The 24709-nt window shown below is 45.4% G+C and carries 20 protein-coding genes and 2 pseudogenes; 14 read left to right on the top strand and 8 right to left on the bottom strand.

Annotated elements, in window-relative coordinates; genetic code table 11:
* Positions 1-107: 107 nt before the first annotated feature.
* From MNV_RS01830 to MNV_RS01805, 7 genes and pseudogenes are all read right to left on the bottom strand, one after another.
* Positions 108-1064, bottom strand: coding sequence for an AvaI/BsoBI family type II restriction endonuclease (locus tag MNV_RS01830; RefSeq protein WP_096203675.1), 957 nt, complete (start codon positions 1062-1064; stop codon positions 108-110).
* Positions 1064-2566 (bottom strand): hypothetical protein, encoded by a 1503-nt coding sequence (locus tag MNV_RS01825; RefSeq protein WP_218837858.1) that lies wholly within the window; start codon positions 2564-2566, stop codon positions 1064-1066. Before MNV_RS01825 ends, MNV_RS01830 begins: the two co-directional genes overlap by 1 nt.
* A gap of 19 nt (positions 2567-2585) precedes the next feature.
* Entirely contained in the window at positions 2586-3314 is a 729-nt protein-coding gene (locus MNV_RS18875) for a hypothetical protein (protein ID WP_143311579.1), read from the bottom strand.
* Positions 3315-3319: 5 nt separating this feature from the next.
* A complete protein-coding gene (locus MNV_RS01820) occupies positions 3320-4252 on the bottom strand; it encodes a hypothetical protein (RefSeq protein WP_096203674.1) in 933 nt (310 codons plus the stop codon).
* Positions 4245-5264, bottom strand: coding sequence for a hypothetical protein (locus MNV_RS01815; protein ID WP_096203673.1), 1020 nt, complete (start codon positions 5262-5264; stop codon positions 4245-4247). Before MNV_RS01815 ends, MNV_RS01820 begins: the two co-directional genes overlap by 8 nt.
* 2 nt (positions 5265-5266) lie before the next feature.
* A pseudogene (gene nrdD, locus MNV_RS01810) lies at positions 5267-7671 on the bottom strand (anaerobic ribonucleoside-triphosphate reductase).
* 51 nt (positions 7672-7722) lie between these two features.
* Positions 7723-7980 carry a glutaredoxin family protein gene (locus MNV_RS01805; protein WP_096203672.1) on the bottom strand — a complete coding sequence of 86 codons (258 nt, stop codon included), beginning with the start codon at positions 7978-7980 and terminating at the stop codon, positions 7723-7725.
* 212 nt (positions 7981-8192) lie between these two features.
* Here MNV_RS01805 and argS point away from each other — a divergent pair, with 212 nt between their 5' ends.
* From argS to MNV_RS01785, 5 genes are all read left to right on the top strand, one after another.
* Positions 8193-9887, top strand: a complete 1695-nt coding sequence (gene argS, locus MNV_RS01800; protein WP_096203671.1) for an arginine--tRNA ligase — start codon at positions 8193-8195, stop codon at positions 9885-9887.
* Positions 9888-9896: 9 nt separating this feature from the next.
* The gene (locus tag MNV_RS01795) at positions 9897-10724 is read left to right on the top strand and encodes a molybdopterin synthase (RefSeq protein ID WP_096203670.1); all 828 of its coding nucleotides are present in this window, start codon (positions 9897-9899) and stop codon (positions 10722-10724) included.
* A 182-nt stretch (positions 10725-10906) separates the two neighbouring features.
* On the top strand, positions 10907-12931 hold the full coding sequence (locus tag MNV_RS01790) for a multicopper oxidase family protein (protein ID WP_143311578.1): 2025 nt from the start codon (positions 10907-10909) through the stop codon (positions 12929-12931).
* Positions 12932-12958: 27 nt separating this feature from the next.
* Complete coding sequence (locus MNV_RS19240) at positions 12959-13114, top strand: hypothetical protein (protein WP_179293740.1); 156 nt, start codon at positions 12959-12961, stop codon at positions 13112-13114.
* A 146-nt stretch (positions 13115-13260) separates the two neighbouring features.
* A complete protein-coding gene (locus tag MNV_RS01785) occupies positions 13261-13488 on the top strand; it encodes a hypothetical protein (protein ID WP_143311576.1) in 228 nt (75 codons plus the stop codon).
* Between the two features lie 4 nt (positions 13489-13492).
* On the opposite strand, the gene MNV_RS01780 is transcribed toward MNV_RS01785, so the two are convergent.
* Positions 13493-14644, bottom strand: coding sequence for a DDE-type integrase/transposase/recombinase (locus tag MNV_RS01780; protein ID WP_218837857.1), 1152 nt, complete (start codon positions 14642-14644; stop codon positions 13493-13495).
* A 299-nt stretch (positions 14645-14943) separates the two neighbouring features.
* Here MNV_RS01780 and MNV_RS01775 point away from each other — a divergent pair, with 299 nt between their 5' ends.
* From MNV_RS01775 to MNV_RS01735, 9 genes and pseudogenes are all read left to right on the top strand, one after another.
* Positions 14944-16524, top strand: a complete 1581-nt coding sequence (locus MNV_RS01775) for an N-6 DNA methylase (protein ID WP_096203668.1) — start codon at positions 14944-14946, stop codon at positions 16522-16524.
* Complete coding sequence (locus MNV_RS01770) at positions 16466-16864, top strand: hypothetical protein (protein WP_143311574.1); 399 nt, start codon at positions 16466-16468, stop codon at positions 16862-16864. The genes MNV_RS01775 and MNV_RS01770 overlap by 59 nt, the downstream gene beginning before the upstream one ends.
* A gap of 27 nt (positions 16865-16891) precedes the next feature.
* The gene (locus MNV_RS01765) at positions 16892-17827 is read left to right on the top strand and encodes a restriction endonuclease subunit S (RefSeq protein WP_096203666.1); all 936 of its coding nucleotides are present in this window, start codon (positions 16892-16894) and stop codon (positions 17825-17827) included.
* A gap of 200 nt (positions 17828-18027) precedes the next feature.
* Positions 18028-18660 (top strand): ArsR/SmtB family transcription factor, encoded by a 633-nt coding sequence (locus MNV_RS01760; RefSeq protein WP_096203665.1) that lies wholly within the window; start codon positions 18028-18030, stop codon positions 18658-18660.
* 47 nt (positions 18661-18707) lie between these two features.
* Positions 18708-19199 (top strand): archaeal heat shock protein Hsp20, encoded by a 492-nt coding sequence (hsp20, locus tag MNV_RS01755; RefSeq protein WP_096203664.1) that lies wholly within the window; start codon positions 18708-18710, stop codon positions 19197-19199.
* Between the two features lie 21 nt (positions 19200-19220).
* Positions 19221-21412, top strand: a pseudogene (locus MNV_RS01750) (CDC48 family AAA ATPase).
* 93 nt (positions 21413-21505) lie between these two features.
* Entirely contained in the window at positions 21506-23725 is a 2220-nt protein-coding gene (locus MNV_RS01745; RefSeq protein WP_096203663.1) for a CDC48 family AAA ATPase, read from the top strand.
* The gene (locus MNV_RS01740) at positions 23722-24186 is read left to right on the top strand and encodes an Hsp20/alpha crystallin family protein (RefSeq protein WP_096203662.1); all 465 of its coding nucleotides are present in this window, start codon (positions 23722-23724) and stop codon (positions 24184-24186) included. Before MNV_RS01745 ends, MNV_RS01740 begins: the two co-directional genes overlap by 4 nt.
* 34 nt (positions 24187-24220) lie before the next feature.
* Positions 24221-24595 carry a hypothetical protein gene (locus MNV_RS01735; protein ID WP_143311573.1) on the top strand — a complete coding sequence of 125 codons (375 nt, stop codon included), beginning with the start codon at positions 24221-24223 and terminating at the stop codon, positions 24593-24595.
* Positions 24596-24709: the final 114 nt, after the last annotated feature.

Below are 24709 nucleotides of genomic sequence, written 5' to 3'. Positions count from 1 at the left end.
ACGATTATTTGAAAACTTGACTATAGCTTCACGCTTTTCTTTTAACCATTTCTCAGCCTCTTTTCGATTGCCAGAGATGATGCTATGTGTCTCAGCAATGATTTTAGTTACAGGTTGCATAACCACCGGCATAGGGAGGCTACCTGGTTTGCATCAGTCAAGTTGGCAGCATTACAAAGTGTACCATCTTCTAATTGAAGCCAGATTTCTTCAGCCATACTATTTTCAATCGCTGCTCCAACAAAGAATAAGTGGGGCGAAAGCCCACGATCTGCAAATACCAGCCTTATGCGGGAAAGGGATGTTCTTGAAGTTTTCCAGTGCTCATCAGCCCCGGCGGGATCGATACCGCCTTTAAGTTCTCCAAGTGCAATGTAAAGGGCAGGATTTCCATAGCTAATTGAAAGTTCCTGACAACGACAATTGAAAAGACACAGGTCTACGTTTTTCTTCAAAAATGGCACGGTAAGGTTATATCTTACACTACGATTCTGACCACCGCTTGACCAACTAAGTCCCGTTGCGTCTAACTCTATATCGGGATCGTCTTCCGTTCCATGTATCCATGTATTGCTCTTGGTAGAAAACCAATCATATGAAATTCCAGCAACAGAAAGAGTAGCAATAATCGCGCGAGTAAGCTTACGCTGCGCCAATGCTCCGCCCACGTTTCGCATAGAACCGCCTAATGCATCCCCCCGCGTCAAAAGGAATCGGAAGACTAACTCTTCAACAAAATCCGGACCGGCGGGTTCAAGAAATTGTTTTATCAGTCCTTGTATTGCCTCTTTTTGGTCAGCCGGTTCCATATGACCTGCAGCTTTATTGGAAACTCCAGCCGCAGTCAACAGGGCAGCCTGTATCCCCGCAATATTAATCAGTGAGGCAGGTGTTGAGATTTTAGATGCAGCAGCCTTTAGGGACCTCGCTTCTTCAATCAATGGAGTTGCTCTACGGTTCTTTTCGAGGGCTAAAGCAACGAAACCAGCCCGTGTCTCCTCATAAGTTGTTATAAGGCTCTTGCTATTGGTTAAATGCTGGCGGTGTGGTTTGTCAGTGGGCATTATACTTTTCTCCATACATACACGCACTTTCGCAAAGGATCACGCCCATGCTCTCCCATTTGCTGGCTGCTGTTACCTTTGCCATTCGGCAATACAAGAATATTTTCAACACAAAACCCCAGCTTTTCAGCTATAGATGAAAGTATCATATCTACTGAGATGCTTGCACCAGCGTAACGAACATTGTCATTGACCATGAACATGGGTGCATTTTGTTTCATCACGCGCGAACATTCGGAGATAATACAGGCCATTTCATAAAAGTAACCCCGTACCATCCTTGGAATACCATTGTTGTTTAGCTTACCTTGCTCCTTTTGATTTTCTAGATACCGCAAGATAGCCTGTAGCAACTCCTGTTGATCCGCAGCAGCTATAGCGTTTGCCCATTGGGGATTAATTGTTAGCAGGTTTTTGGCATGGTTCTCAACAGTACAGCTTAGCATTTGTTGCCTGAGGTTGATGAGCTCTTTCTCACTCACGCCAAGCAACGCCAGTTCCAGTGCATAAGTCCGGGTGTAATCGTAACGATTACAGTATGGAGGAGAGGTTACGATGGCATCGTATGAATCACACGGGAGCTCTGGCATTACATCCAGACATGAACCCTGAAAAAGATGGACATTGCCCTGAGTGCGTTCCTCCAAAAATCCACTGCTGAGCTTCAGGTCATGCAAAATCTCCTCTATCTTTGCGCAGATTGCCTGATCGAAGTTAAGGATATCCCCTTTATGGAACGGTTTTCCTCCTTTTCTGCGTCCAGATCTATAATCCCACCGCAGATACTGACCATCTTTGCGTGTATAACTGATGGACTCCAGGATGCACAGCAGGGCAAAACGTAAGATGGTCTGAACCCGCTCGTTCTCCTGCTGCAGCGTACCCATGTACCGCTCGATTGCATCTGATGTCTCTGCTGGGTACGCGCCGTCCGTAATTCGCAGTTTGGACAGGGGATATCTCATTTGTGATTGCTTCCATGGACACGTTTTCAACCACTGTTTGACGGCGGCAAAATCATCGGCTGTAAACTCTCTTTCTAAACACAACCTGGTGGCAATGATCTGCTGTCCAATGGGAAGCAGTTCTATACCATCAACATCCATGCCTACAGTGCTTGCCGCAAACAGGGTAGTACCGCTCCCTGCAAACGGGTCCAAAACTTTACCTGAAACAATCCCATATCGGCAAAGCAGATACTCCACAAGAGGAGCAGAAAACGCTTCCTTGTATTTGTACCAGCGATAAGACGCCCTATTTTTGTTTGCTTGAAAGCTGACAAGTTGTCGTGTAAGAGACGGTTGAACTATAAACTTGTCATGGAAGTGTTGCGATAGTTTAAAATCGATATCGTCAATCTCGGATAGAGTGTGCATCTTCCAGGGGATTACTATTTCGAGTTTCTCAATCAGGTTTTCAGAGGAAATCTTGACGTTTGGGCCGAAATCAAACAGGTTCATTTCCACAGTTTTATTCTTCTTTTGAGTTAAACAGGATACCATATTTTACCTCATAGATTTTTTATGCATTTCCCCGCGCATAGGATGATTTCATTCTGTCAGTATATAAAGTGGTGCCAAGCCCACTGAAAGTATTGCGGATAAAACCCTCACTTATCAAACTGGGCATAGAAAATTTGCATAGAAGTAAGAGCGAGGGTTTTTGAGACTCTACTGATTTTATAAATCTCAATATATTAATTTGCGGCGCTTCCGCAGAAAGCGAAGCAGCAGTAGAACACGGATGACACGGATGACACGGATACGCACGGATGAAAAAATCCATGAAAATCCGTCCGATCCGTGTCATCCGTGTTCTCTTCCTTATGGAGCTTTTCATCCTTCGCAGCACGCGCTCGCCGCCTGCGCAGGATGGCGGGATATGATAACTTCGGAGACTGGAATTTTGAGATGTACATACTTTTATAAATTCTGAACGATTAATATCTGGCGCCGCGCTAAAAGAAGAGCCAGACTGGACAGGATGAACAGGATTAGTAGATGGGTTTATCCTGTCCATCCTGTTAATCCTGTCTGAATCCTTACTGTACGGCGCTCCCGCAAAAAACGAACCGCAGATGAACGCGGATGAACGCAGATTTGTTGTGCCGGGGCTGTACCTGAGCCGGCGCAGGGCGGGCTCGTTGCGAGCGCAGGGGGCGGGACTGCGCCAGTGGAGGGGCTCCGAAATGAGGGTGCCTTGTTTTAAGGCGAGGACGGCACGGGAGGAAAGGATGCTGACATGAATCATATAATCTACTTAAATAAATCCGCTATTTCTTCATCAAATTTCTTTGATTCATATACCATAGTTCCCTTTGCTGCGGGCTTTTTTAAATTCAAGTCTGTTCGAGAGATGACATTCATGGATTTTGGAAGTTGAAACATTCCAAGTGCTTGGAAGAAATCTGTGCCTCTTTCACACTGATGAAGTTTAAAATCTTCAATTGTTTTTACATAGTTTATAAAACGTGAAGGCGTTAAAAGTAAAGACAAATCCTGAATTTTGTCAGTTAGACTAGCTTTTCCAAGTTTTTTCAGCAATCGTACTTTTTGGCTTTGCAATTCGATGACTTTTTTGCTTGCGTGAGGATTTCGTTCATTTAAAAGTTGTGTTTCTACTTTTAAAAGATCCTTGACATAATCAGGGACGTTCATATTAATTCTTTCTGCTATTTGAACCCGTGCAGATACCGGAAATTCTTCAATTTCCACTTCAGAAAATCCTAACTCCAAACCTTCTGGATTTCGTAGTTGTGCTGATAATTCATACTTTACTTTATCACTTAGTGGTTCTGGTGAAGACCTAGCACTAACAAGACCTTTCAGAAATTCGTCGTCCATTCTGTAGGAGATTTCTATACTGAAAAGATCAAATTTTAATGCAGGTTTCAAATCTATAACCAGTTTTCCATCAGTTCTTGTTATATTCCCTTTTATTGTCTGAGGATATGGAGAAAAACCAGTAGTTCTAACCTCATAAACTTGTGAAGCAGGAACAACCATGCTTTCATGTGTAAGTCCATTTACCCATTTTGAGAATTTACTATCTACACTAATATGTGTTCCATAAACTCCTAAACCATTCATACATTCGATTCTCAAACTATTTCTTTTTTCGCCTCGAATCGTTTCAGAAACCTTTCTTACAATGTCGAGTAGTTCATTTGCGTTATGAATTTCACTCATCAAAAACTCTCCTAATCGAAAATAAATCCTTCAAAGGTTTGAAAGTTTCCTCTTTGGCCTTCAAATAAACTCTAATTTCGATTGGCGATCCACACTCTTGCGTCAGTAGATCTTCACCTTTAATTTTAATTGCCATCATGCACCCACTTGATGGAACTCTAACCTGCAATAATGGATTTAAAAAATAAGCTTTATCAACAGCGCTAGACTCAAAATATTCGTTTAATGGCTTCAATAACCTTTCTTCAACACCAACTTGTTCAAAAAATGCTGTAATGAATACTGTAGAAAAAGCATCTAAAAATTTTTCATCTTTGAATGACTCCTTAATCTCTTCTCCGTATTTCTCAGTATATTGTGTTATAGACATTTTGCTACTGGGAATTTCGAGAAACAATTGTATAATTTTAAGGTGTTCTGGAAATTTTTCTTTAAGGTCATTTAATCCTCTTTTTAGAGATTCGTAGAATTTTTCGAATATTGCTTCTACATCTGGCGGTATATCAATATCACATTCGTTTTTTTCAATACTCTCTATATCTAGAAATATCGTGGGTTTCCCATTAAGTACAATATTAATTTTATTCTGTGCTCTTAAATCATCTAAATTTATCTCTTCTGGAGAATCTGCCAATTTTAGTTGAGTTGCATATAATTTCCTGACCTCTTTCAATGATTTGACCTCTCCATTTTTCCCATAAATAGTAACAGTTAAGCTACCATATGTAATGGGTTGATCCGTAGTTTCAGTTGAAAGTAATCCTCCAATATATCCAGGAACATGAAAACCGCTGATAACTGTTTTATTCCCTTCCGTAATTATTCTTGATTGAATCGCATTATGTAGCTCAATAATGGATTTGAATCCTTCGAACTCTAATATGATTTCTTTAGGGTCGCTTTCATTCCAAAGAAGATAAAAAGGAACTTTTTCTCCCTGTATAATATCCTCTGCAAGGAAGAACTCTATATCTTTTATAGTATCATTTGTACGGGATAAACTTTTTTCCAATCTCACACCTCATTATATCCCCCCACCCCGTACCTCTTCCTGTCCTTCAGCTCCTGCTTCTTCCCCTCATTCCACCCCGATACAGCCTGAATATACCCGGTCACCCGGGACAGATGCTCCACATTCTCGCTCTCGCAGTTGGGGCACTCCTTCTGCAATCCCGAAGCAACATAGAAATCATCCATGCACACCGTCATATCCTTCGTGAAAGCAAAATACCCGACCTGCGTATTCTTCGCAATGTTCATGGCGAACTCCTTGAGCCCGTGCGGGTCAGGCGCCGCCTCGCCAAGCCAGATGTGCAGTATGTTGCCCCCGTCCACTATCGGGAAGAAGGTCTCCTCAAGCTTGATGCGCTGTGGCAGCGACACATCCGCGCTCGGGGGTACGTGCGTGCCATTGGTGTAATACACTGGCAGGTCGCGCGTCTCGTGTATGCGCGAAAGCGCAACAGGCACATTGCCTTTGATTATCGGCTCTGCGCACTTCCTGTACTCTGCGTGCAGGATGTCTGAGACCGCAAAGCGCTGCGCCGTCGTCTCTGCGGGCGTGCGCGCAAGGGCTATCTCCATGCCGTACTTCTCGCTCAGCTCTTTTGCGTAGAACTTCATCTCGAACATGGCGCGTATCGCTAACCTGCGGGCATCCTCGCTTTCGTATATCTGCTTGCCGATATGGTGCTGCACCATTTCGTTTATGCCCACAACGCCTATGGTGTACACAAGCCCCTTGAGATCAACTGCGATCTCACCCCGCTTCATGGTCTCCGGGTCTTTCGGTCTCTGGGTAGCGAAGGGCATCCTCTCGCTCTTGATAACGATATCCATCCACTTCCGCTTGACCTTGAAGAGATCGATGCACATATCCATCATACGCTTCAGTTCCTTGAACAGCATCTCATCGTTCTTCTGTGCCTTGTATGCAGCGCGCGGGCAGTTAAGCGAGACCACCTGCCAGGCACCCATTGAGAAATGCTTCCCGTCCCTGAAGAACAATTTCTCTTCGAACTCGTTATCTTTCTCATGCGAGGATGAGAAATTGTATGCACAGCACTGGTAGCAGCTTATGCCTTTCCCCGCACCCCTGTATTCGGGTAGCTGGTTATCGAAATACGGCGCCCCGTACTTGGCTGCAAGCTCAAATGCTTTTGTATATAATTCATCGTAGCTCAGCACATCGGGATGCGAGCGGTTAAACTCCACGTCCTCTTCCATGAAGTCGGGCTCGATGCTTATCTCAGGCTTGGGGAAGTTGAACGGCTTTCCCCAGTAATCGCCTTTAAGCATCACGTTCATCAGCGCCTCAAAACCCAGGCGCACCTCGCGCTCGAACTCGCCGTACGTGCGGCGTGGCGCCTGAGTGCCGTCCCATATCCTGCCTTTATAGACGACCGGCTTATCGCGCCAGAGTTTGGGAATGCCCGGGGACAACTGGACGGAGGAGAAGACTAGCTGTCCACCCCGGGCTACCATCATCTGTGTCATCTCATAAACGAACATCTGCATGAGCTGCTCGATCTCTTCATAGCTCATGCCCTCAAAAAAAGGCGCGATAAATGTCAGGAAATTATAGAATCCCTGTCCGCCTGCGAAATTCGTCTGCGCACTTCCAAGCGCCTTCACTGCGTGGAGTATCGCCACCTCAGCCTTCTTCGCTGGTCCTGCAACGCTTGCCTTTGTTCCGCTGCCGTCAGGCATGAGACCGTAATAGAAAAAGTACCGCAGATCCCAGTCCTGGCAGAACGCTCTCGTTCCCAGGTATTCAAGATCGTGGATATGGATATCGCCGTTGAGATGCGCGTCAGCAAGTTTAGGCGGAAGCATGAGAAGATACTGCTCCTTGCTCATCTTGTCCGCTTTTTTCTTATGGCTTGTCTCGGCGTTCTCCTGGAGGTTCGCGTTGTCCTTTGCCTCAAAACCCGTACCCATGTCTATCTTGTAAGCATCATAAACAGGCGTTCCCACCCTTGTTGAGATGTTCCGCCACTCCGTATGCCCGCGTCAAGAAGTATAATATTGACCAGTTCACGGACGAGCGGTCCTGAGAGGAACTTCACGCCCATATCCTTTATCCTTTTCTCCGTTTCCTTGGCTATCTCGCGCGCCTCTTCTTCCGTGATTGCCGGCTTCCCGTGGAACTGCTCGCTGAGCCTGGTTTCTTTAAGAAGCTGGTTGATTATTGCGTTCCTGTCCCAGTCCATCAGGTGACCGTCCGTAGTTCTCACTTTAGGAATAACCGAGACTGAATAACCCCCGAGAGTCTTCTGTATAGTCTGTACCTCTCTTGTTGCCTGAACAACCTTCTGTTCACCGGCGGAAGCTGCCTGTGTTTTCAGAAAAGCACCCACCAGCTCCTTTTTATGTTCCTCTGTAAGTTTTGATATCTGAACCTCTATATATTTACCCATCGACATTCCTCCTTTTTATGCTGTCCAGGAATCTCCTGGAATAATGGATTTTTAGGCGTTAAGAAGGCTATCCAGCCTGCTGTTATCAAGCTTTTCCTGGCTGAATAGCTCTCTGTAAGTATAGAACTTGTTATCCACCTGCAATACGGGCGCAGCCATCGTGAACACGCCGTTCATGCGCAGTTCGGTCAGTGCTGCCGGAGTAGCCATATCTACCTCTTTATACTGTACGTTCATCCTTTCAAGTAACTGCTTCAGTACCCTGCAATTCGGACAATTACTTGTCGAGTATACCTGTATATTCCTCATAGCTGTATCTCCTTGTAACTATTAACTATATTTCAAAAGTTTATAATGCTTTTTCAAACCATATTTGAATACAATTATTTACCTTTTGTTACCAGGTATTTTATCAAATATAATTAATTATGAACAATATTGTTACCACATATATTATCAATACGGATAACAGATTGTTTAAGAAAAAATTATGTACTTGGGTTGTATGTTAGCTACAGTTTATGTTTCTGAAATTCAAAGACGAAGTCTCGTCAATATTATCAAATGCGCTGGCAAAAGCAGGATACGAAGCCGATGACATGGCATTGAGCGAATCGCAACATGCCGACATATCATCATCCATTGCATTCAAGTTAGCCCCGAAATACAAACGCAGTCCGAAACAGATATGTGAAGAGATCTATAAGCATATCAAAATACCTCCCGACATATATGTGGAGAAGGCGGAAATGGCAGGACCGTATCTTAACTTTTTTGTAAGCCGCGACTTTTTAAATGAGACCCTTTTGCATGTCTTGCTTGAAAGGGATGATTTTGGGAATCTTGACAGGAAAGGGAAAGTTATCCTTGAACATACATCAGCCAATCCCGACGGTCCCCTGCATATCGGGCATATAAGGAACTCTGTGATCGGCGACACTCTTACAAGGATATTGAAGCGCGCAGGCTACGAGGTCGAGACACAGTATTACATAAACGACATGGGACGGCAGATAGCGGTCGTTGTCTGGGGTCTTGCGAACTTCAAGTTCGACAGCTCCAAAAAGACCGACCATGCCATTGCAGAAGTCTATATCAATGCCAACAAGTCGCTCGTCGATGAAAAAGAACACTCGCCCGAAGTGGACGCCATAATGAAAAAATACGAGACCGGCAACGCCGATACCATTAAAAAATTCAAGGACGCCATAGATACTGCCATGCTGGGGATAAAAGAAACCCTCACGCGGATGAACATCCATCACGATACGTTCATGTGGGAATCCCGGTTCGTGCGCGGAGGCGAGGTCGACAGGATAATGAAGCGCATCAGGGAACTTGACCGCGCCGGGGTAAAGGACGGCGCCCTCATGGTCGATCTGAAAGATGTGGGGATACAGAAGCCGCTGGTGATACAGCGCTCAGACGGAACATCTCTTTATACTACGAGAGACCTTGCCTACCATGAATGGAAAGCAGCAAGGTGCGACAGGATGATAGACATCCTGGGAGCAGATCATAAGCTTATATCGTCGCAATTAAAAGCGGTTCTGCGCATCCTCGGCATACCCGAACCTGAGATAGTGATATTTGAGTTCGTATCGCTGCCTGAGGGATCGATGAGCACGCGGCGCGGCGTTTTCATCTCAGCGGATGAGCTTCTTGACCAGGTCGAAAAAGCAGCCTATGAAGAAGTAAATAAAAAGCGGCCCGAAACCGACGATGAATTCAAGAAGAAAGTCGCTGCTTTTGTGAGCATCGGTGCTGTGAGATACGATATCGTCCGCGTCTCTCCTGAAAAAGCCACAACTTTTGACTGGAAAGAGGCGCTGGACTTTGAGAAGCAGGGCGCGCCGTTTATCCAGTATGCCCACGCAAGGGCGTGCAGCATAATCAAGAACGCTGAGGATGAAGGGATCGTATATGAGAATTACGACCCTAATCTTCTTGTTGAAGAACAGGAGGTTGCGCTGATCAAAAAACTCGCAAGCTTCGGAAATTCCATAGATAATGCATCACGGGAGCTTAAGCCCAATCTTATCGCCATTTATGCCAGGGAACTTGCAGATGCCTTTAACCAGTTCTACAGGTATGTGCCCGTACTTTCCGGTGAACCCGAGTTCAGGGCCGCGCGCCTGGCGCTTGTTGATTGTTCCCGGATTGTCCTGGCGAATGCGCTTGATACGCTCGGGATAGTAGCGCCTGAGTCAATGTGATCTGTGGTTATGAAAATTATTTCGGTTGTGGGCTATAAGAAATCGGGGAAAACAGCCCTGGTTGAGAAGATCGTAAAAGCTCTTAAGAAACACGGCTCTGCTGGCACGGTTAAACACCTCCATGAGCATCGTATTAACATGCCCGGCACTGATACATGGAAACACATGCAGGCTGGGGCTGATGTTGTGATAGGCGTTACGCCTGATGAGCTTGTAAAATTCTCGCATGATAACCATCTTACGACCGCCCTTGATGAACTTGCAGATGCGGGAATGGATTTCGGGGTAGTTGAAGGTTTTAAGGAAAGCCCGCTGCCCAAGATAGCGCTTGGCGATGTCACAGCCCCGAATATTATCATGCGGCTGGATAAGTATGAGAACGCTGATATCGATGAAATAATTAAAATCGTGCTGGAACAGCCAGAATACCACACACTTGGGTCGCTGATAAAAGGGATCCGTAAATCTAAAGATATAGGAAAAGCAGGGGCTATCGGGACGTTCACCGGCATAGTCAGGGCAGTCTCAGGTACGACACGAACAGAGTTTCTCGAATTTGAGGAATACGCAGGGGTTGCGAAGCAAAAAATGGACCGGATATGCTCTGAACTTAAACAAAAAGAAGGTATAATAGATGTCCTGATGCACCACAGAACGGGTATCATCCGTCAGGGGGAAGATATCGTGTACATCGTAGTCGCTGCAGCGCACAGGGAGCAGCTTTTTCCGGTTCTCAGGGAAGCTATCGAACGCCTGAAGGCTGAAGTGCCCATCTGGAAGAAGGAGCATACCCTGGAAGGTGAGTGGTGGGTAAATGATACAATCGAAAGAAACTGAAGAATTTATGAAACTCGCCGTTATAACAGATGTAGTAAGCGCAAGTTAAGACCGTTAACGTTAAATATTTTGGATAATAATTCTTTAATGATAATCTTAATTAGATTTTCTTGAAAAGAAAGTGGGGTAAATTAAAGAGTGGTTAGAAAACATACTTTCTTGAGAGAAATATGGGGTAGAATATGAAACATAAATGTGATAAGAGTAGTGACGACGTCACGAGTAAAAAAGATATTTATCGAATGGATAGGAGAACATTTGTGAAGTTAGCAGGCGCTACTGCTGGTGCGCTCGCCTTTGGCGGAAGCTTTATGAAGTATATTCCGTCGGCTGCGGCTGAGATACCGGGTGGGTCGCTGGACCCCCTCACGATCCCGAAATATATGACCCAGCTGGTCATCCCCCCTGCGATGCCCACATCGGAAAATCCCAGAGGTTTCGGGGGCGATTATTACGAAATTGCAGTGAAACAGTTCACCCAGCAGATCCTGCCCACCGGTATGCCTGTGACGCCCGTGTGGGGCTACGGTTCCGTCAACCATCCGGGCACATTTAACTACCCGGCCTTCACCATCGAAGCCCATTTCATGCGGCAGGTCCGCGTAAAATGGATCAACGGCCTGGTAGATGATAACGGCGACTTCCTGCCGCACCTGCTGCCGGTAGACCCGACACTACACTGGGCCAACCCGCCGGGTGGGACCGAAGGGCGGGATATGCGCCCGATGTTTGAAAGCACACCAGGGCCTTACATGGGTCCTGTCCCGATGGTTACCCACCTGCATGGAGGACACAGCGCCCAGGAAAGTGATGGATATGCGGAAGCCTGGTATCTCCCTGCGGCAAACAATATTCCGGACGGCTTTGCCACGGAGGGTACATGGTACAACTTCTTCAAGAACGAATTCCAGAAAAAATTCGATGTCCGGAACAGGTTCGACATAGCGTGGGAACCCGGCACTGCCACGTTCCAGTATGAGAACGATCAGCGGGCGTCTACACTCTGGTATCATGACCATACGCTGGGGATGACACGCCTTAACGTCTATGCCGGACCTGCAGGATTCTATCTCATCCGCTATGGACCTGATGACCTCCCCGGTAGACTGCCCGGTCAAGCCCCCGGTGTTGGGGCCGACCCCTTCGGCAGATTCTATGAGATCCCTATCGCCATCCAGGACCGCTCCTTCAACGACGATGGCTCGTTGTTCTATCCTGATACCCGTGCGTTCTTCGATGAGTTCGTAGGACCGTATATTCCCGAAAGTGACGTGTCCCCTATATGGAACCCGGAGTTCTTCGGGAACACAATGGTGGTCAACGGGCGCACCTGGCCGTTCCTGGAAGTCGAGCCGCGCCGCTACCGCTTCAGGTTCCTGAACGGGTGCAACTCCCGCTTCCTGATCCTGAAGATGGTAACCGATCCGCTGGCGACGCGCCCGGCTACGGCAGCGCTTCCCTTCTGGCAGATCGGCACCGAGGGCGGCTTCCTGCCTGCACCGGTGATGCTTGACCAGCTCCTCATGGCGCCGGCAGAGCGGGCAGATGTCATTGTGGACTTCACCGACCTTGCTGTCGGCACCGAACTATACCTAATAAACGAGGGGCCGGATGAGCCCTTCGGAGGCGGCGTCCCGAATACGGATTTCCCGGCTGCAGATCCGGAAACCACAGGTCAGGTCATCAAGTTCGTGGTGGTCCCGCTTGAGAGCAAGGACACAAGCAGGGATCCCGCGCAGCTGAAACTACCCACGTTCAAACCGCTCGGCGCTGCCAGCAACACGCGGCAGGTGTCCCTTAACGAGGAGGTAAGCACCTTCCCCGGCTTTGATGGGCCCATTGCAGCCAAGCTTGGTACGCTCGATGCTCTGGGCAACCCTGTCCCGATGGAATGGGAAGACCCGATCACTGAGAACCCGGCTGTCAACGCGACCGAGGTGTGGGAGATATACAACTTTACAGTGGACGCGCATCCGATCCATATCCACGAGATAATGTTCCAGGTCGTCGATCGCCAGCAGATCGGTGGGGTAGCCCGGTCACCTGAGAGCTGGGAAACGGGCTTCAAGGATACTGTAATCGCCTATCCCGGCGAAATCACGCGGGTGAGGGCAAAGTTTGATCTTTCCGGTCGCTACGTCTGGCACTGCCACATAGTCGAGCACGAGGACAATGAGATGATGCGCCCGTACATCATCGGGCCGTAAAAGGAGCCAAAAGAAGTAACCCGGTCAATGGGTTATTTCTTCTTTTTTACTTTAATTCCGGATTCCGAGTTCTTCTGCAATCTTCTGAATGCTCTGCGGGATGCTTTTTACCTGCCGGACAGGCACGCCGAGCCTCTGTACTTCAAGCTCGGGGAGCTTGTTTGCGCCGAAAAGAAGATTTAGCAGACCCGATATATAATTAAATATAATTAAACTGTTTATTCATACCTCAAGGGTTCTGTTAAGTCTATGAGTGGTACAAAAAGCTGTTAAGTGTCGAGTGGTAATAACGATGTGTTTATATCGAGTAATATTGTTAAACCAAAACTGTGAGAATAATGAACCTACTTTATATTAATGCTTTAGGCGTGAAAGTGAAGGTCGAGGAAGAAGAGGCTGATGTGATTGACTTTAACAAAGACCCAGATTTTGCTGCAAGGAGTACTCTCACCATCAAGTGCAAATGTGGAAATATTTTAGTTACTCAACCAATGGTGCTTCTCAGGCATGGAAGAGAATGTGAAAAATGTAAAAGGCGATATATTGGAGAACGTTAGTTATTTAGTTTACGACTTTCGATTGACTGGCATTCTGGATTAGCGTAATCCACTTATTTTCTCCAATTACCTCAATCCCACACGCTTCCGCAGGAGTCTTACCTTTCAAGCTCTGATGTGGTCTCATAAAGTTATGGAATATCTGGTATCCTGGAAGAATTGGAGTATCTTTTACCTTTAATCCTCTCATCACTTTCTCTCTATCCCTGACTTCGCCATTGGCTCGCTCCATTGTATTGTTATTCATATCGCCATCCAGCTTTATAGCGTTAATGTGTTTGGATTGTGGGCATGAGTTTGTATAAAACTCTTTATTGAAAGCGTCGTGATATGCAGGCAACCCATCGGTTATGAGGGTATTCGGTCTCTTTCCAGCGATTTCTTTTCCCTCGTGGAGTAAGTTTCTCGCATCGTGTTTAAATTTCGTATCAGCGACTTCCTGAGCAATCCAGTATTTTGTTTCGTCATCCATCAGAGCAAAGAGATACTTCATATTACCACTGAATTTTACGAATACTTCATCTGCTCTCCATGTACTTCCAACATTTGGTTTCAGTTTATCCACATACTGCTTCATGAGTTCGGTATATTTTTGAATCCAGTTATAAACAGCAACATGCGATACTTTTACCCCTAATAATTTCAAAGAATTGGCTACATTTCGCAGGGATTCCCCGCTAAAATAAAGCTGCATAGCCACGGTTATCGTCTTAGGACTGGCTTTCATCTTTTCAAATCCAAGATTTAGGGTATAATGTCTTGAGCATTCATTGCAGTGGAATAGTTGCACGTCTCCATATTTGTTATGCCTTACACCGTATTTGATTACATTTGTTGAGTGGCAGTAAACACACGATGAAACGCTAACAATCGGCTCTATTCTTACCTTCTCAACTTCTTTTCTTATTGCGAAGCTGAACACAACCGCAAAAATATGTTTGCACTGAACACCTCTTGTTGTGTGGTCTGGACATGAGCATTTCCAGCCTATCTTGGTTGATATTACATCATAAAGAGTATCGCTTGACTGCGATTTTACCTTATACGAATTGTCGTTAATTCTTATTATCTGACCTGCTTTTTCAGCTATGGCTTTTCCTCTATCCTCTCTTGTGCCTATATTTTGGATGTTGTTATTTGTAAGCATTCTAATCATCTCTAATTAATCAATGTATTCAATACATTAAATGTATTGAATACATATAAAGGTTTGTATGTGTTAAATACATTTGATGTGCAAAATACAGCAAAAACATTAAATACATTAAATGTGTATAATGTTGTGGAGACATTGGATGCAAAAAAGAAAAACTGTTGATAATCGAAACGTTGTGCTGAAAATAGAAACCTACGAACGGTTAGAAAAATACAAAATACAACTCATAAATGAAAAAGGTAAATCCCAACTGAGTTACGATGAAGTTATAAACTCACTACTCGATAAGGTATAATAGTATGAAAAAGGCAAAGCAAAAAACGCTAGATGGGGCGTTATTAACAAAGTCTTTAGAAAGTGCAACAAGGAAAAAAGCAGACTTTTTACTTAATAGCTTGGGCTGGGTTACTGATGAAGATTCTCCGAATTGTAATGTTATCACAGAAAGAGCAAAAACATTAGAACAGAATGAAAGATTAAGGGGCAATAAACCCGACTATCTTCTTTATGAAACCGGAACAGATATACCAATAGCTGTTATCGAAACGAAAAGAAAAGGTCAAAGTCTTAATTCTGCCCTCGATGATGGAATAAATAAATATGCCCTCCCTTTGAATATTCCACTCGTCTTCGCAACAGATGGAACACTTTTTAAAACAATTCATGTTAAAGATAATAAAGAACTGAGAATAGACGGTCATACTGTTATCGAACTTTTATCAGAAAAAAGAATGCTCAGATTTGTAAAGGAAGGATCGGACATATCCGAGACCTCAAAAGAAGCCAGACATACAAGGGAAGAATTGCTAAGAATATTCAAATGGACTAATGATTTACTCAGAAAAGAAGGATTGAGAGAAGGAATAGAAAGATTTACTGAATTTGCAAATTTTATATTTTTGAAACTCGTAAGTGAATTAGAAGAGGACAGTATAAAGAATGGGGAACCACGACTTTTAGAAGATAAGTATTGTTGGAAGAGTTTTTCAGATTTAGATGGAACGAGAATGTTGGAGTATATCAATGGCGTTATATTGCCCTACCTTGTGAGCGAATATAATCATAGTGGTGAAGTATTCCAGAATCAATTGTCGATAAAAAATCCAAAAACGTTGAAGATTATTGTAGATAAATTATCAGAACTGACCCTAATCAATGCCGATTCTGATGTAAAAGGTGATGCTTTTGAATATTTCTTGAAAAATTCAGTTACTATAGGAAACGATTTAGGAGAATATTTCACCCCTCGACATATAGTCAGATTGATGGTCGAATTAATGAATCCACAGTTTGGAGAAAAAATTTATGATCCCACATGTGGCACGGGGGGCTTTATAATTGAGGCATTCAGGCACATTAAACAATCTTGTAAACTTACAAAAAGCAATATGGATGTCTTGAAGGAACATACGATATATGCAGGGGAGATAACAAACACTGCAAGAATCGCAAAGATGAATATGATTCTTGCTGGAGATGGTCACACCAATATTAAACAGCTTGATAGTCTTGCAAATCCCATAAAAGGTGAATATGACGTTGTCTTGGCGAATATACCGTACGGTCAAGAAACGGATTGGGGTGACTATTACCCAATACCATCCAAACAAGCAGACTGTGTTTTTATTCAGCATATATTAATGAGTCTAAACGAAAAAGGAAGAGCTGCGGTCATAGTTCCAGAAGGGTTTTTATTTCGGGGAGGAGCAGACAGAAAGACACGAGAGTATCTTATCAAATACCATAATCTCCATGCGGTGATTTCACTCCCAGCACGTATATTTTTACCCTACACAAGTTCAAAGACCGATATTCTGATTTTTGAGAAGGGGAAAAAACAGAAAAGGTTGGTTTTTCGACTTAAAAGCCGATGGTTTTGAATTATCATTGCTAAGGAAACCAATTCTTGAAAATGATATAGGAGAATTAATTTCCAGATGGGACGAAAGATTAAGACTGCCTGATGATGAAAAATCCTGGAGAGTTGACATTGATACTATTAAGAATAATAATTATGACCTCCTCGCCTCGACTTATAAACCACAAGAATATAATGACTATAAAGGATTTGTAAAACTATCCACTTTCTTAACACCATATATCGAGGAAATTCATATTGAGAATGATAAAGTTTACAAACAAATTAGGGTTTCGTGGTATGGAAAGGGTGCAGTCTTAAGACAGGAAGTTAAGGGTGACCAGATAGCATCTAAAACATAGAGTGTCGCAAGAATTGGGAATTTAATAGTGTCTAAAATTGACTCGGATAAGGGTGCTCTTGCTATAGTCCCAAAAGAACTCGATGGTGCAATAGTATCAAGCGATTTTCCAGTTTTTAAAGTAGATACTAATAAAACAGACTTAAAATATCTAGATTATTGCCTTCGGTATGGTAATTTTGCAGATAAATTATACAACCATGTTAAAGGAACTACCAATAGACGCCGGATAAAAGCAGATGATATTATGAATTTATTATTATTTTTGCCGTCGAAAGAAGAACAAGCTTTAATATCTGCAAGGATAGAAAAACAACACAAGATTATTTTACATGCAGAAGATTCTATAAAAGCACTAAGAGATGGTATTGTAGACAAATCTGATTTTGAGGGTAATTGGGATTACAAATATTTACAAGATGTTTGCATTGATATAAAATCAGGTGGCACACCATCAAGGGCAAATATGGAGTACTTTAATGGCGATATTCCCTGGGTTAAAATATCTGATTTTAATGAATTAGATTATATTTACAAAACCGAAGAAAAAATCACGCAAGATGGTTTAACTAACTCATCTGCTAAAATTTTGCCAAAAGGAACTATTTTAGTCTCTATATTTGCCACAATAGGCTCAATTTCCATACTGGGCGTTGATGCGTGCACTAATCAAGCTATTGCAGGTCTTATACCAGATACAAAAATAATATCAACTGAATATTTAATGTATTATATGCATACTCTAAAACCATATTATACTTTAAAATCTAGGGGAGTTACACAAAATAATATTAATATGAGAATATTAAAATCCGTAAAAATCCCTGTACCACCACTTGAAACTCAGAGTAATATTGTTAAGAATATTGAGAGCAGGCAACCAATATTTAAAGAATTAGAAAAAACTAAAGACCGTTCATTGAGGGTTATTAATGAGATAATGGGGGAAATTGGGCTTGTATAACTATATTTTTAGGTGCAAATGCGATTTTACGTAAGTTGGAGTTTATAATCACAATAAATCCGAGTTTACCACTCGACACTTAACAGCAATTCTGAACACTCACAGACTTAACAGAACCTACCTCAAGAAAACTTTATATACTATAACTACTAACTTAAGGTTAGTAACCTCAAGTGACTAACCTGAGGTGAAAGATAGATATGGAACCGGCACAACTGTTAGACATACTCGGGAACGAGAACCGAAGGAATATCCTGCACCTTCTGGCAACCCGCCCATGCTATATGAGCGAAATAGCGGAGAGGCTGGATGTAGGAGCCAAAGCGGTACTCGGGCATCTTGAGCTACTCCTGCGTGCAGGTCTTGTCGAAGCCAGCGTCGATGAGCAGCGGCGCAAGTATTTCCACATCGCGGATAACCTGCGGCTGGAAGTATCTATGTCGCCGTTCTCATTTGAGATAGAAACGACATCGTTCACGATCTCGGCAGCACCAGAGAGGCAGGAAGAAGACATACATGCGATCAGCGATCTGCGGTCCCATTACACGGAGATCCGGGAACTCCTGGAGCAAAGGCAACAGATAATGCTGGAGTACCAGAAGCTCCAGGAAAAGATAACCGAAGCGATGGGTGCGTGCATGGATGCCATAGAAGGCATCACTGATGACCACGTAGAGGCTGAGATACTGTATGCCCTGCTAAAGAAGCCCATGAACCAGAGAGCACTGTCCATGCAGCTCGGGATACCGGAATATGTGCTTGAGGAATATCTATCGGAAATGGAACGGAAAGAAATAATAAAAAATAACCAGAAGAGCTACGGTATATGCTAAAGTATATACAGGAAGACCAAAAGATAAACGTATGGAGTTAGAGAAATATGTATAGAGGATGGAGACGACCCGAAAAAGGGTTTTTTGACGAATTTGAAAGAACAATGGAAGAGATGAACAAGTCTATCGACAGCATGATGCGCTCACTCGGCGAAGAACCGCTGGTTTACGGGTTCAGCCTGCAGGTAGGACCAGACGGTGTCCCGCATGTACAGCGCTTCGGAAACGTCATCCCGACAGTTGGAGGTGAAAAAGTGAGAGAGCCTTTTACAAGTTCGATGATTGACGAGAAGAACAATGAATTCAATATAACCGTGGAAATGCCCGGGATCCGGAAAGAGGATATAGAGGTCAATGCGACCGAGGATGAGGTAATCATCAAAGCAGAAGGGGAGCGAAAATATTATAAGAGCGTAAGAGCCCCCGAACCGGTCGATCCTGATAGCGCAAGTGCAAAATACAATAACGGTGTGCTTGAAGTAACACTCAAGCTCAAAGAACCTTCCAGGCAGAAAGGAAAGTCAGTAAAAATCGAGTAAATAATAGACCACAATTAAAATATGATAGCTATAGATAAGAAAGATAAGGCAGTAACCCTGAAGGTCAGCGAGGCGAAATCATACGATGCCGGCAGGGGGATTGCCCGTATAGACCCGGAGGTCGCCTACAACCTCGGGTTGCAGACAGGCGATGTAATAGGCATCGAAGGCGCAAAAAAGACCGCGGCGTTAATATGGCCCGGCTACCCTGAGGACAGCAATACAGGATTGATACGGATAGACGGGACTGTAAGAAGGAACGCAGGCGTCAGTATCGATGACAGGGTGAAAGTACGGAAAATACAGACAGCAACGGCTGAGAAAGTCCTTTTTGCACCCACACAGCCCTTAAAGATCCAGGGTGGAGAGGCGTACCTTGCGCATAACCTGGAAGGCAGGGTTATCTCAAGAGGAGATGCCGTCGAACTGAATATCATGGGACGCCGCGTTGATCTTGTGGCGATCTCCACAAAGCCTGCCATCGATTCTGTCATAATCAGCGCAAATACCCAGATAGAGATAAGTGAGAGACCGGCAAAGGAGATCCCTTCTATTCCGCGGGTTCGTACGAAGATATAGGCGGTCTCGGAGACGAGGTCAGGAAAGTAAGGGAGATGATAGAACTCCCGCTTCGGCATCCCGAGATTTTCGAGCGCCTGGGGGTTGAAGCGCCAAAAGGGGTTCTGCTTCACGGTCCTCCGGGCACGGGGAAAACACTTTTAGCAAAAGCCCTGGCTTCCGAGACCAACGCGAATTTCCTTACACTCAGCGGACCTGAGATAATGAGCAAATTCTACGGCGAGTCCGAGGAGAGGCTGCGGGATATATTCAAACAGGCCGAAGAGAATGCGCCAAGCATAATATTGATAGACGAAATAGACAGCATCGCCCCGAAAAGGGAAGAGGTCACAGGCGAAGTTGAGAGGCGCGTTGTAGCGCAATTGCTTGCTGTCATGGACGGTCTTAAGGCGCGCGGCAAGGTCGTGGTCATAGGCGCCACTAACAGGCCGCATGCCCTTGACCCTGCGCTTCGCCGCCCCGGAAGGTTTGACCGTGAGATCGAGATCGGGGTACCTGACAGGAAAGCCCGTCTTGAGATCCTCCAGATACATACAAGGGGTATGCCTCTTGCAGAAGATGTTGTTCTTGAAAGGTTTGCAGACCTGACACACGGTTTCGTGGGAGCCGACCTTGCAGCCCTTGCGCGGGAAGCCGCGATATGGTCTATCAGGCGCGTGCTTCCGGAAATAGATCTTGATGTTGAGAGCATACCCGCCGAGATTTTGAACAAGCTTGTTGTTACGGCTGCGGATTTCACCAATGCCATGAGAGAAATGACCCCATCGGCGCTGCGTGAGGTGTTCATCGAGTCCCCGAATGTCCACTGGAACGAGATCGGAGGGCTTGATAATGCGAAGCAGGAGTTGAAGGAGGCTGTAGAATGGCCTATGAAGTATCCGGCGCTTTTCAAACACATGAACGCCAAACCCCCGAAGGGCATCCTGCTTTACGGTCCGCCCGGAACAGGCAAGACCATGCTGGCAAAAGCAGTAGCTACAGAGAGCGAGGCTAATTTCATCAGCATAAAAGGACCTGAGTTCCTGAGCAAATGGGTCGGAGAAAGCGAAAAAGCCGTCCGCGAGACGTTCCGGAAAGCAAAGCAGGCTGCGCCGTGCATTATCTTCTTTGATGAGATAGATTCCATAACCCCGGTACGCGGGACCGGTGCGGATTCCCATGTCACCGAGCGGGTAATAAGCCAGATGCTCTCGGAAATCGACGGGCTTGAAGAGCTTCACAATATCACGGTCATCGCAGCGACGAACAGACCGGACATCATAGATTCTGCGTTGCTAAGACCGGGCAGGCTTGACCGCATGGTTTACATAGCACCGCCTGATGAGAGGGCAAGATACGATATTTTCAATATCCACCTGTCGAACAGGCCTCTTGAAAAAGATGTTGATATAAACATACTTGCAAAGGATACCGACGGTTTCACGGGCGCTGATATTGCATCCGTATGCAATGAAGCCACGATGCTTGCTATAAGGGAATATGTTGCATCCGGGCAAAAGACGGATGAAGAATCCATTAAGGAATTGAAGATCGGTTATCATCATATCAGGGATGCAATGAAAAAGGTAAAACCATATTACCAGAAGGAAACGGAGAAGTATACAAAGATATCGGAGAACTTTATATACCAGTAGACTAAGTATATAGTTGAAGGAATCGAAGGAAAGCCTGGGCAGTTCATGTTATATTTATCTACAGTAAGGTAAGTGATTTGAACGCAAATAAACATGAATGAGAAAGTGACGCTCCGTGTGGCAGAGGCGCATCACAGGGACGCTGGCAGGGATATCGCAAGGATAGACCGGGACATCATGGAAAAACTTGGTATCCTGAGCGGAGATGTCATCCTGCTGATAGGCAAGGAAAAAGCCTGCGCCATCGCCGGGCCGGGCTACCCCGAGGATGAGGGACAGGAACTGGTAAGGATAGACGGGAATACCCGCACCAATGCCCGTGTGGGAATAGACGATAAGGTTTTTGTACAGAAATCATCAGTTCTCCAGGCGAGCAGGGTCGTGCTTGCCCCGACACAGCAGGTGCGCCTCGTCGGAGGACCGCAGTACTTGCAGCGCGTTCTTGAGGGAAGACCTCTCATGAAAGGACAGCGCCTGCGTGTTGAGACCGTGAGCAACCCGTTATCATTCATAGTAGTATCAACTCAGCCACCGGGACCCGTGGTCGTTACAAGGAGCACAAGCCTTGTCATGAAAGAACAGGTCATGGAAGAGGTGGAGGTGCGCGCCACGCATCTCACTTACGAAGATATCGGGGGATTGAGGCGGGAGATAGGCCTGATAAGGGAAATGATCGAGCTCCCCCTACGCCATCCCGAGCTATTCCAGAAACTCGGCATCGATCCACCGAAAGGCGTTCTCCTGCATGGGCCTCCGGGCACAGGGAAGACCATGATAGCCAAGGCTGTTGCTAACGAGACCGATGCCAACTTTGTGTCGATCAGCGGTCCTGAGATCATGAGCAAATACTACGGGGAGAGCGAAAAACAGATACGGGAGATCTTCGAGGAGGCAGAGAAATCCGCCCCGACCATTATTTTCATAGATGAGATCGACAGCATCGCGCCAAAAAGGGAAGAGGTCACAGGCGAAGTTGAGAGGCGCGTCGTGGCGCAGTTATTATCGCTGATGGATGGCTTAAAATCACGTGGTCAGGTGATAGTCATCGCTGCCACGAACAGACCCAATGCGATAGACCCGGCACTGCGCCGCGGAGGAAGGTTTGACCGCGAAATCGAGATAGGGATACCCGACAGGCTGGGAAGGCTTGAGGTACTTCAAATCCACACACGCGGCATGCCGCTATCCGAGGATATGGCAGAGGGAAAGGGAATGCGCGAGATGGCTGATATGACGCACGGCTTTGTGGGGGCTGATCTGGCTTCCCTTTGTAAGGAAGCTGCCATGCATGCAATCCGCCTGATACTGCCGAGGATCAATATCCAGGAGGAAATACCGCCTGAGATCATGGACAAACTCATTGTAACAAAGGAAGATTTCCTCGGGGCGTTCCGCAATATCGAACCTTCAGCCATGCGCGAGGTCTATATTGAGGTGCCGGAAGTAAGATGGACCGATATCGGAGGGCTTGAATCTGTAAAACAGGAACTCATCGAGGCTGTTGAGTGGCCTATAAAATATCCGGAGGCTTTTGAGGCTATAAGCACAAGACCCCCAAAGGGCGTGCTTATGTTCGGACCTCCGGGAACTGGAAAAACACTTCTTGCAAAAGCGGTAGCAACCGAGAGCGAGGCGAATTTCATAAGTATCAAAGGCCCCGAACTCCTGAGCAAGTTCGTGGGTGAATCCGAGAGGATAGTCCGTGAGACATTCAGGAAGGCGCGCCAGGCTGCTCCTGCCATTATTTTCTTTGATGAGATTGATTCTATTGTGCCCGCCCGCGGCTCATCTTTTGATAGCGGAGTTACCGAGAGGGTGGTGAGCCAGATACTCACAGAACTTGACGGGCTTGAGGAACTTAAGAACGTCGTAGTTGTAGCTGCCACGAACCGCCCCGAACTGGTAGACCCCGCGATGCTTCGGCCCGGAAGGCTTGACAGGCTTGTCTACATAAGACCTCCTGACCAGAGAGAAAGGGAGGTAATATTCAGCATCCACATGAAAGGCAAGCCGTTATCACCCGAAATCGAGGTGGTGAAGCTTGCCGAAAGAACGGAAGGATACGTCGGGGCTGATATCGAAGCGATATGCCGGGAGGCGGCTATGCTGGCATTGAGAGACCTTATCAGGCCAGGTATGGAAAGAGAGGAGGTGAAAGAATTATCGCATACGGTATTAATTAAAAACGAACATTTTGAGAAAGCTTTTAATATTGTAAGACCTACTCCGTGGAATTTGAAGGAGTACGAACAAATGTTAACTACTTCGAAGGGTATCGATAAATACAAAAAGAGAAGGGAAAACGAACAATGAAAAAAAGCAATGATTTTGACGAATTCATAAAGCAGCTGGAAGAGGCTGTTAAGGATCTACAGGATGAGATAAGCGCATCGGACATGCCGATATTCATTGATATCTCAATAAACCTGTGCCCGGCTATGGGAATCGTTCCTGCAGACTTCTGCATCCGGAAAGAAGGACGGATACCTGTGGATATTCTTGAGACCGAAACGAACATCCATGCGCTGATGGGGCTTTCCGAAGTGGAGACTGAAAACATAAAACTCTCCCGCAACGGTAAGGCACTTGAGATAACAGCATCTAATAAAGAGGGCGCCCTGAAAGAGACTATCGAGTTGCCTTCAAGAGCTGTTAAAAGGGGTATGAAAGCCACGTATAAAAACGGTGTCCTTGAAGTGGTTTTGAATAAATCAAAGAAGCAGGTTAAAACTAAGTGGACCGCGGATGAACAGTGCTCATTTAAGAAAGAGTAACTTTTAACCTTTCAGCCGCTTATTCAGTGACCAGATGGTACAAGTAGAAGTCATGATGGATGAAAAAGCGGTATATGCCAGAAATATGCTCAACCTGAGACTGATAAAGTTATCCTGGGCCCTGTTTTTCATACTTGCTGGCGGAAGCTGGATACTTGAGAACGTCCAGCGGATAGATGACATAGAGATGTGGGCGCTCATATACGCAGGCAGCGGCGCCATACTGCTTCTGTTGAACGTGCTTCGGATAATCTTGAAAATCCATATCAGCAGGTTCTCTATCGGGCTCGGTGCGCTGGGGTTGATGCTCGGTATCGCGAAATATTACGCGCTGGGTGACGTTTCGATACTTGCTGCGATATTTCTGATCATTGGTATTTTCATGCTGTTTGAGGTGCTGAGGAGATAGGCATATCCTTTGATAAGAGGAACAGCGCCACCGAATATTGTTCTTTTTCAGCTACTACCTGTCACGCATTCATAAGGATTAACAACGAACTCAATACGAACTCACAACGAACTC

This window comes from Candidatus Methanoperedens nitratireducens (genome assembly GCF_900196725.1).
Lineage (GTDB): Archaea > Halobacteriota > Methanosarcinia > Methanosarcinales > Methanoperedenaceae > Methanoperedens > Methanoperedens nitroreducens_A.
The sequence above is the reverse complement of the archived record's forward strand: the minus strand, read 5'-3'. Positions and strand labels throughout refer to the sequence as shown.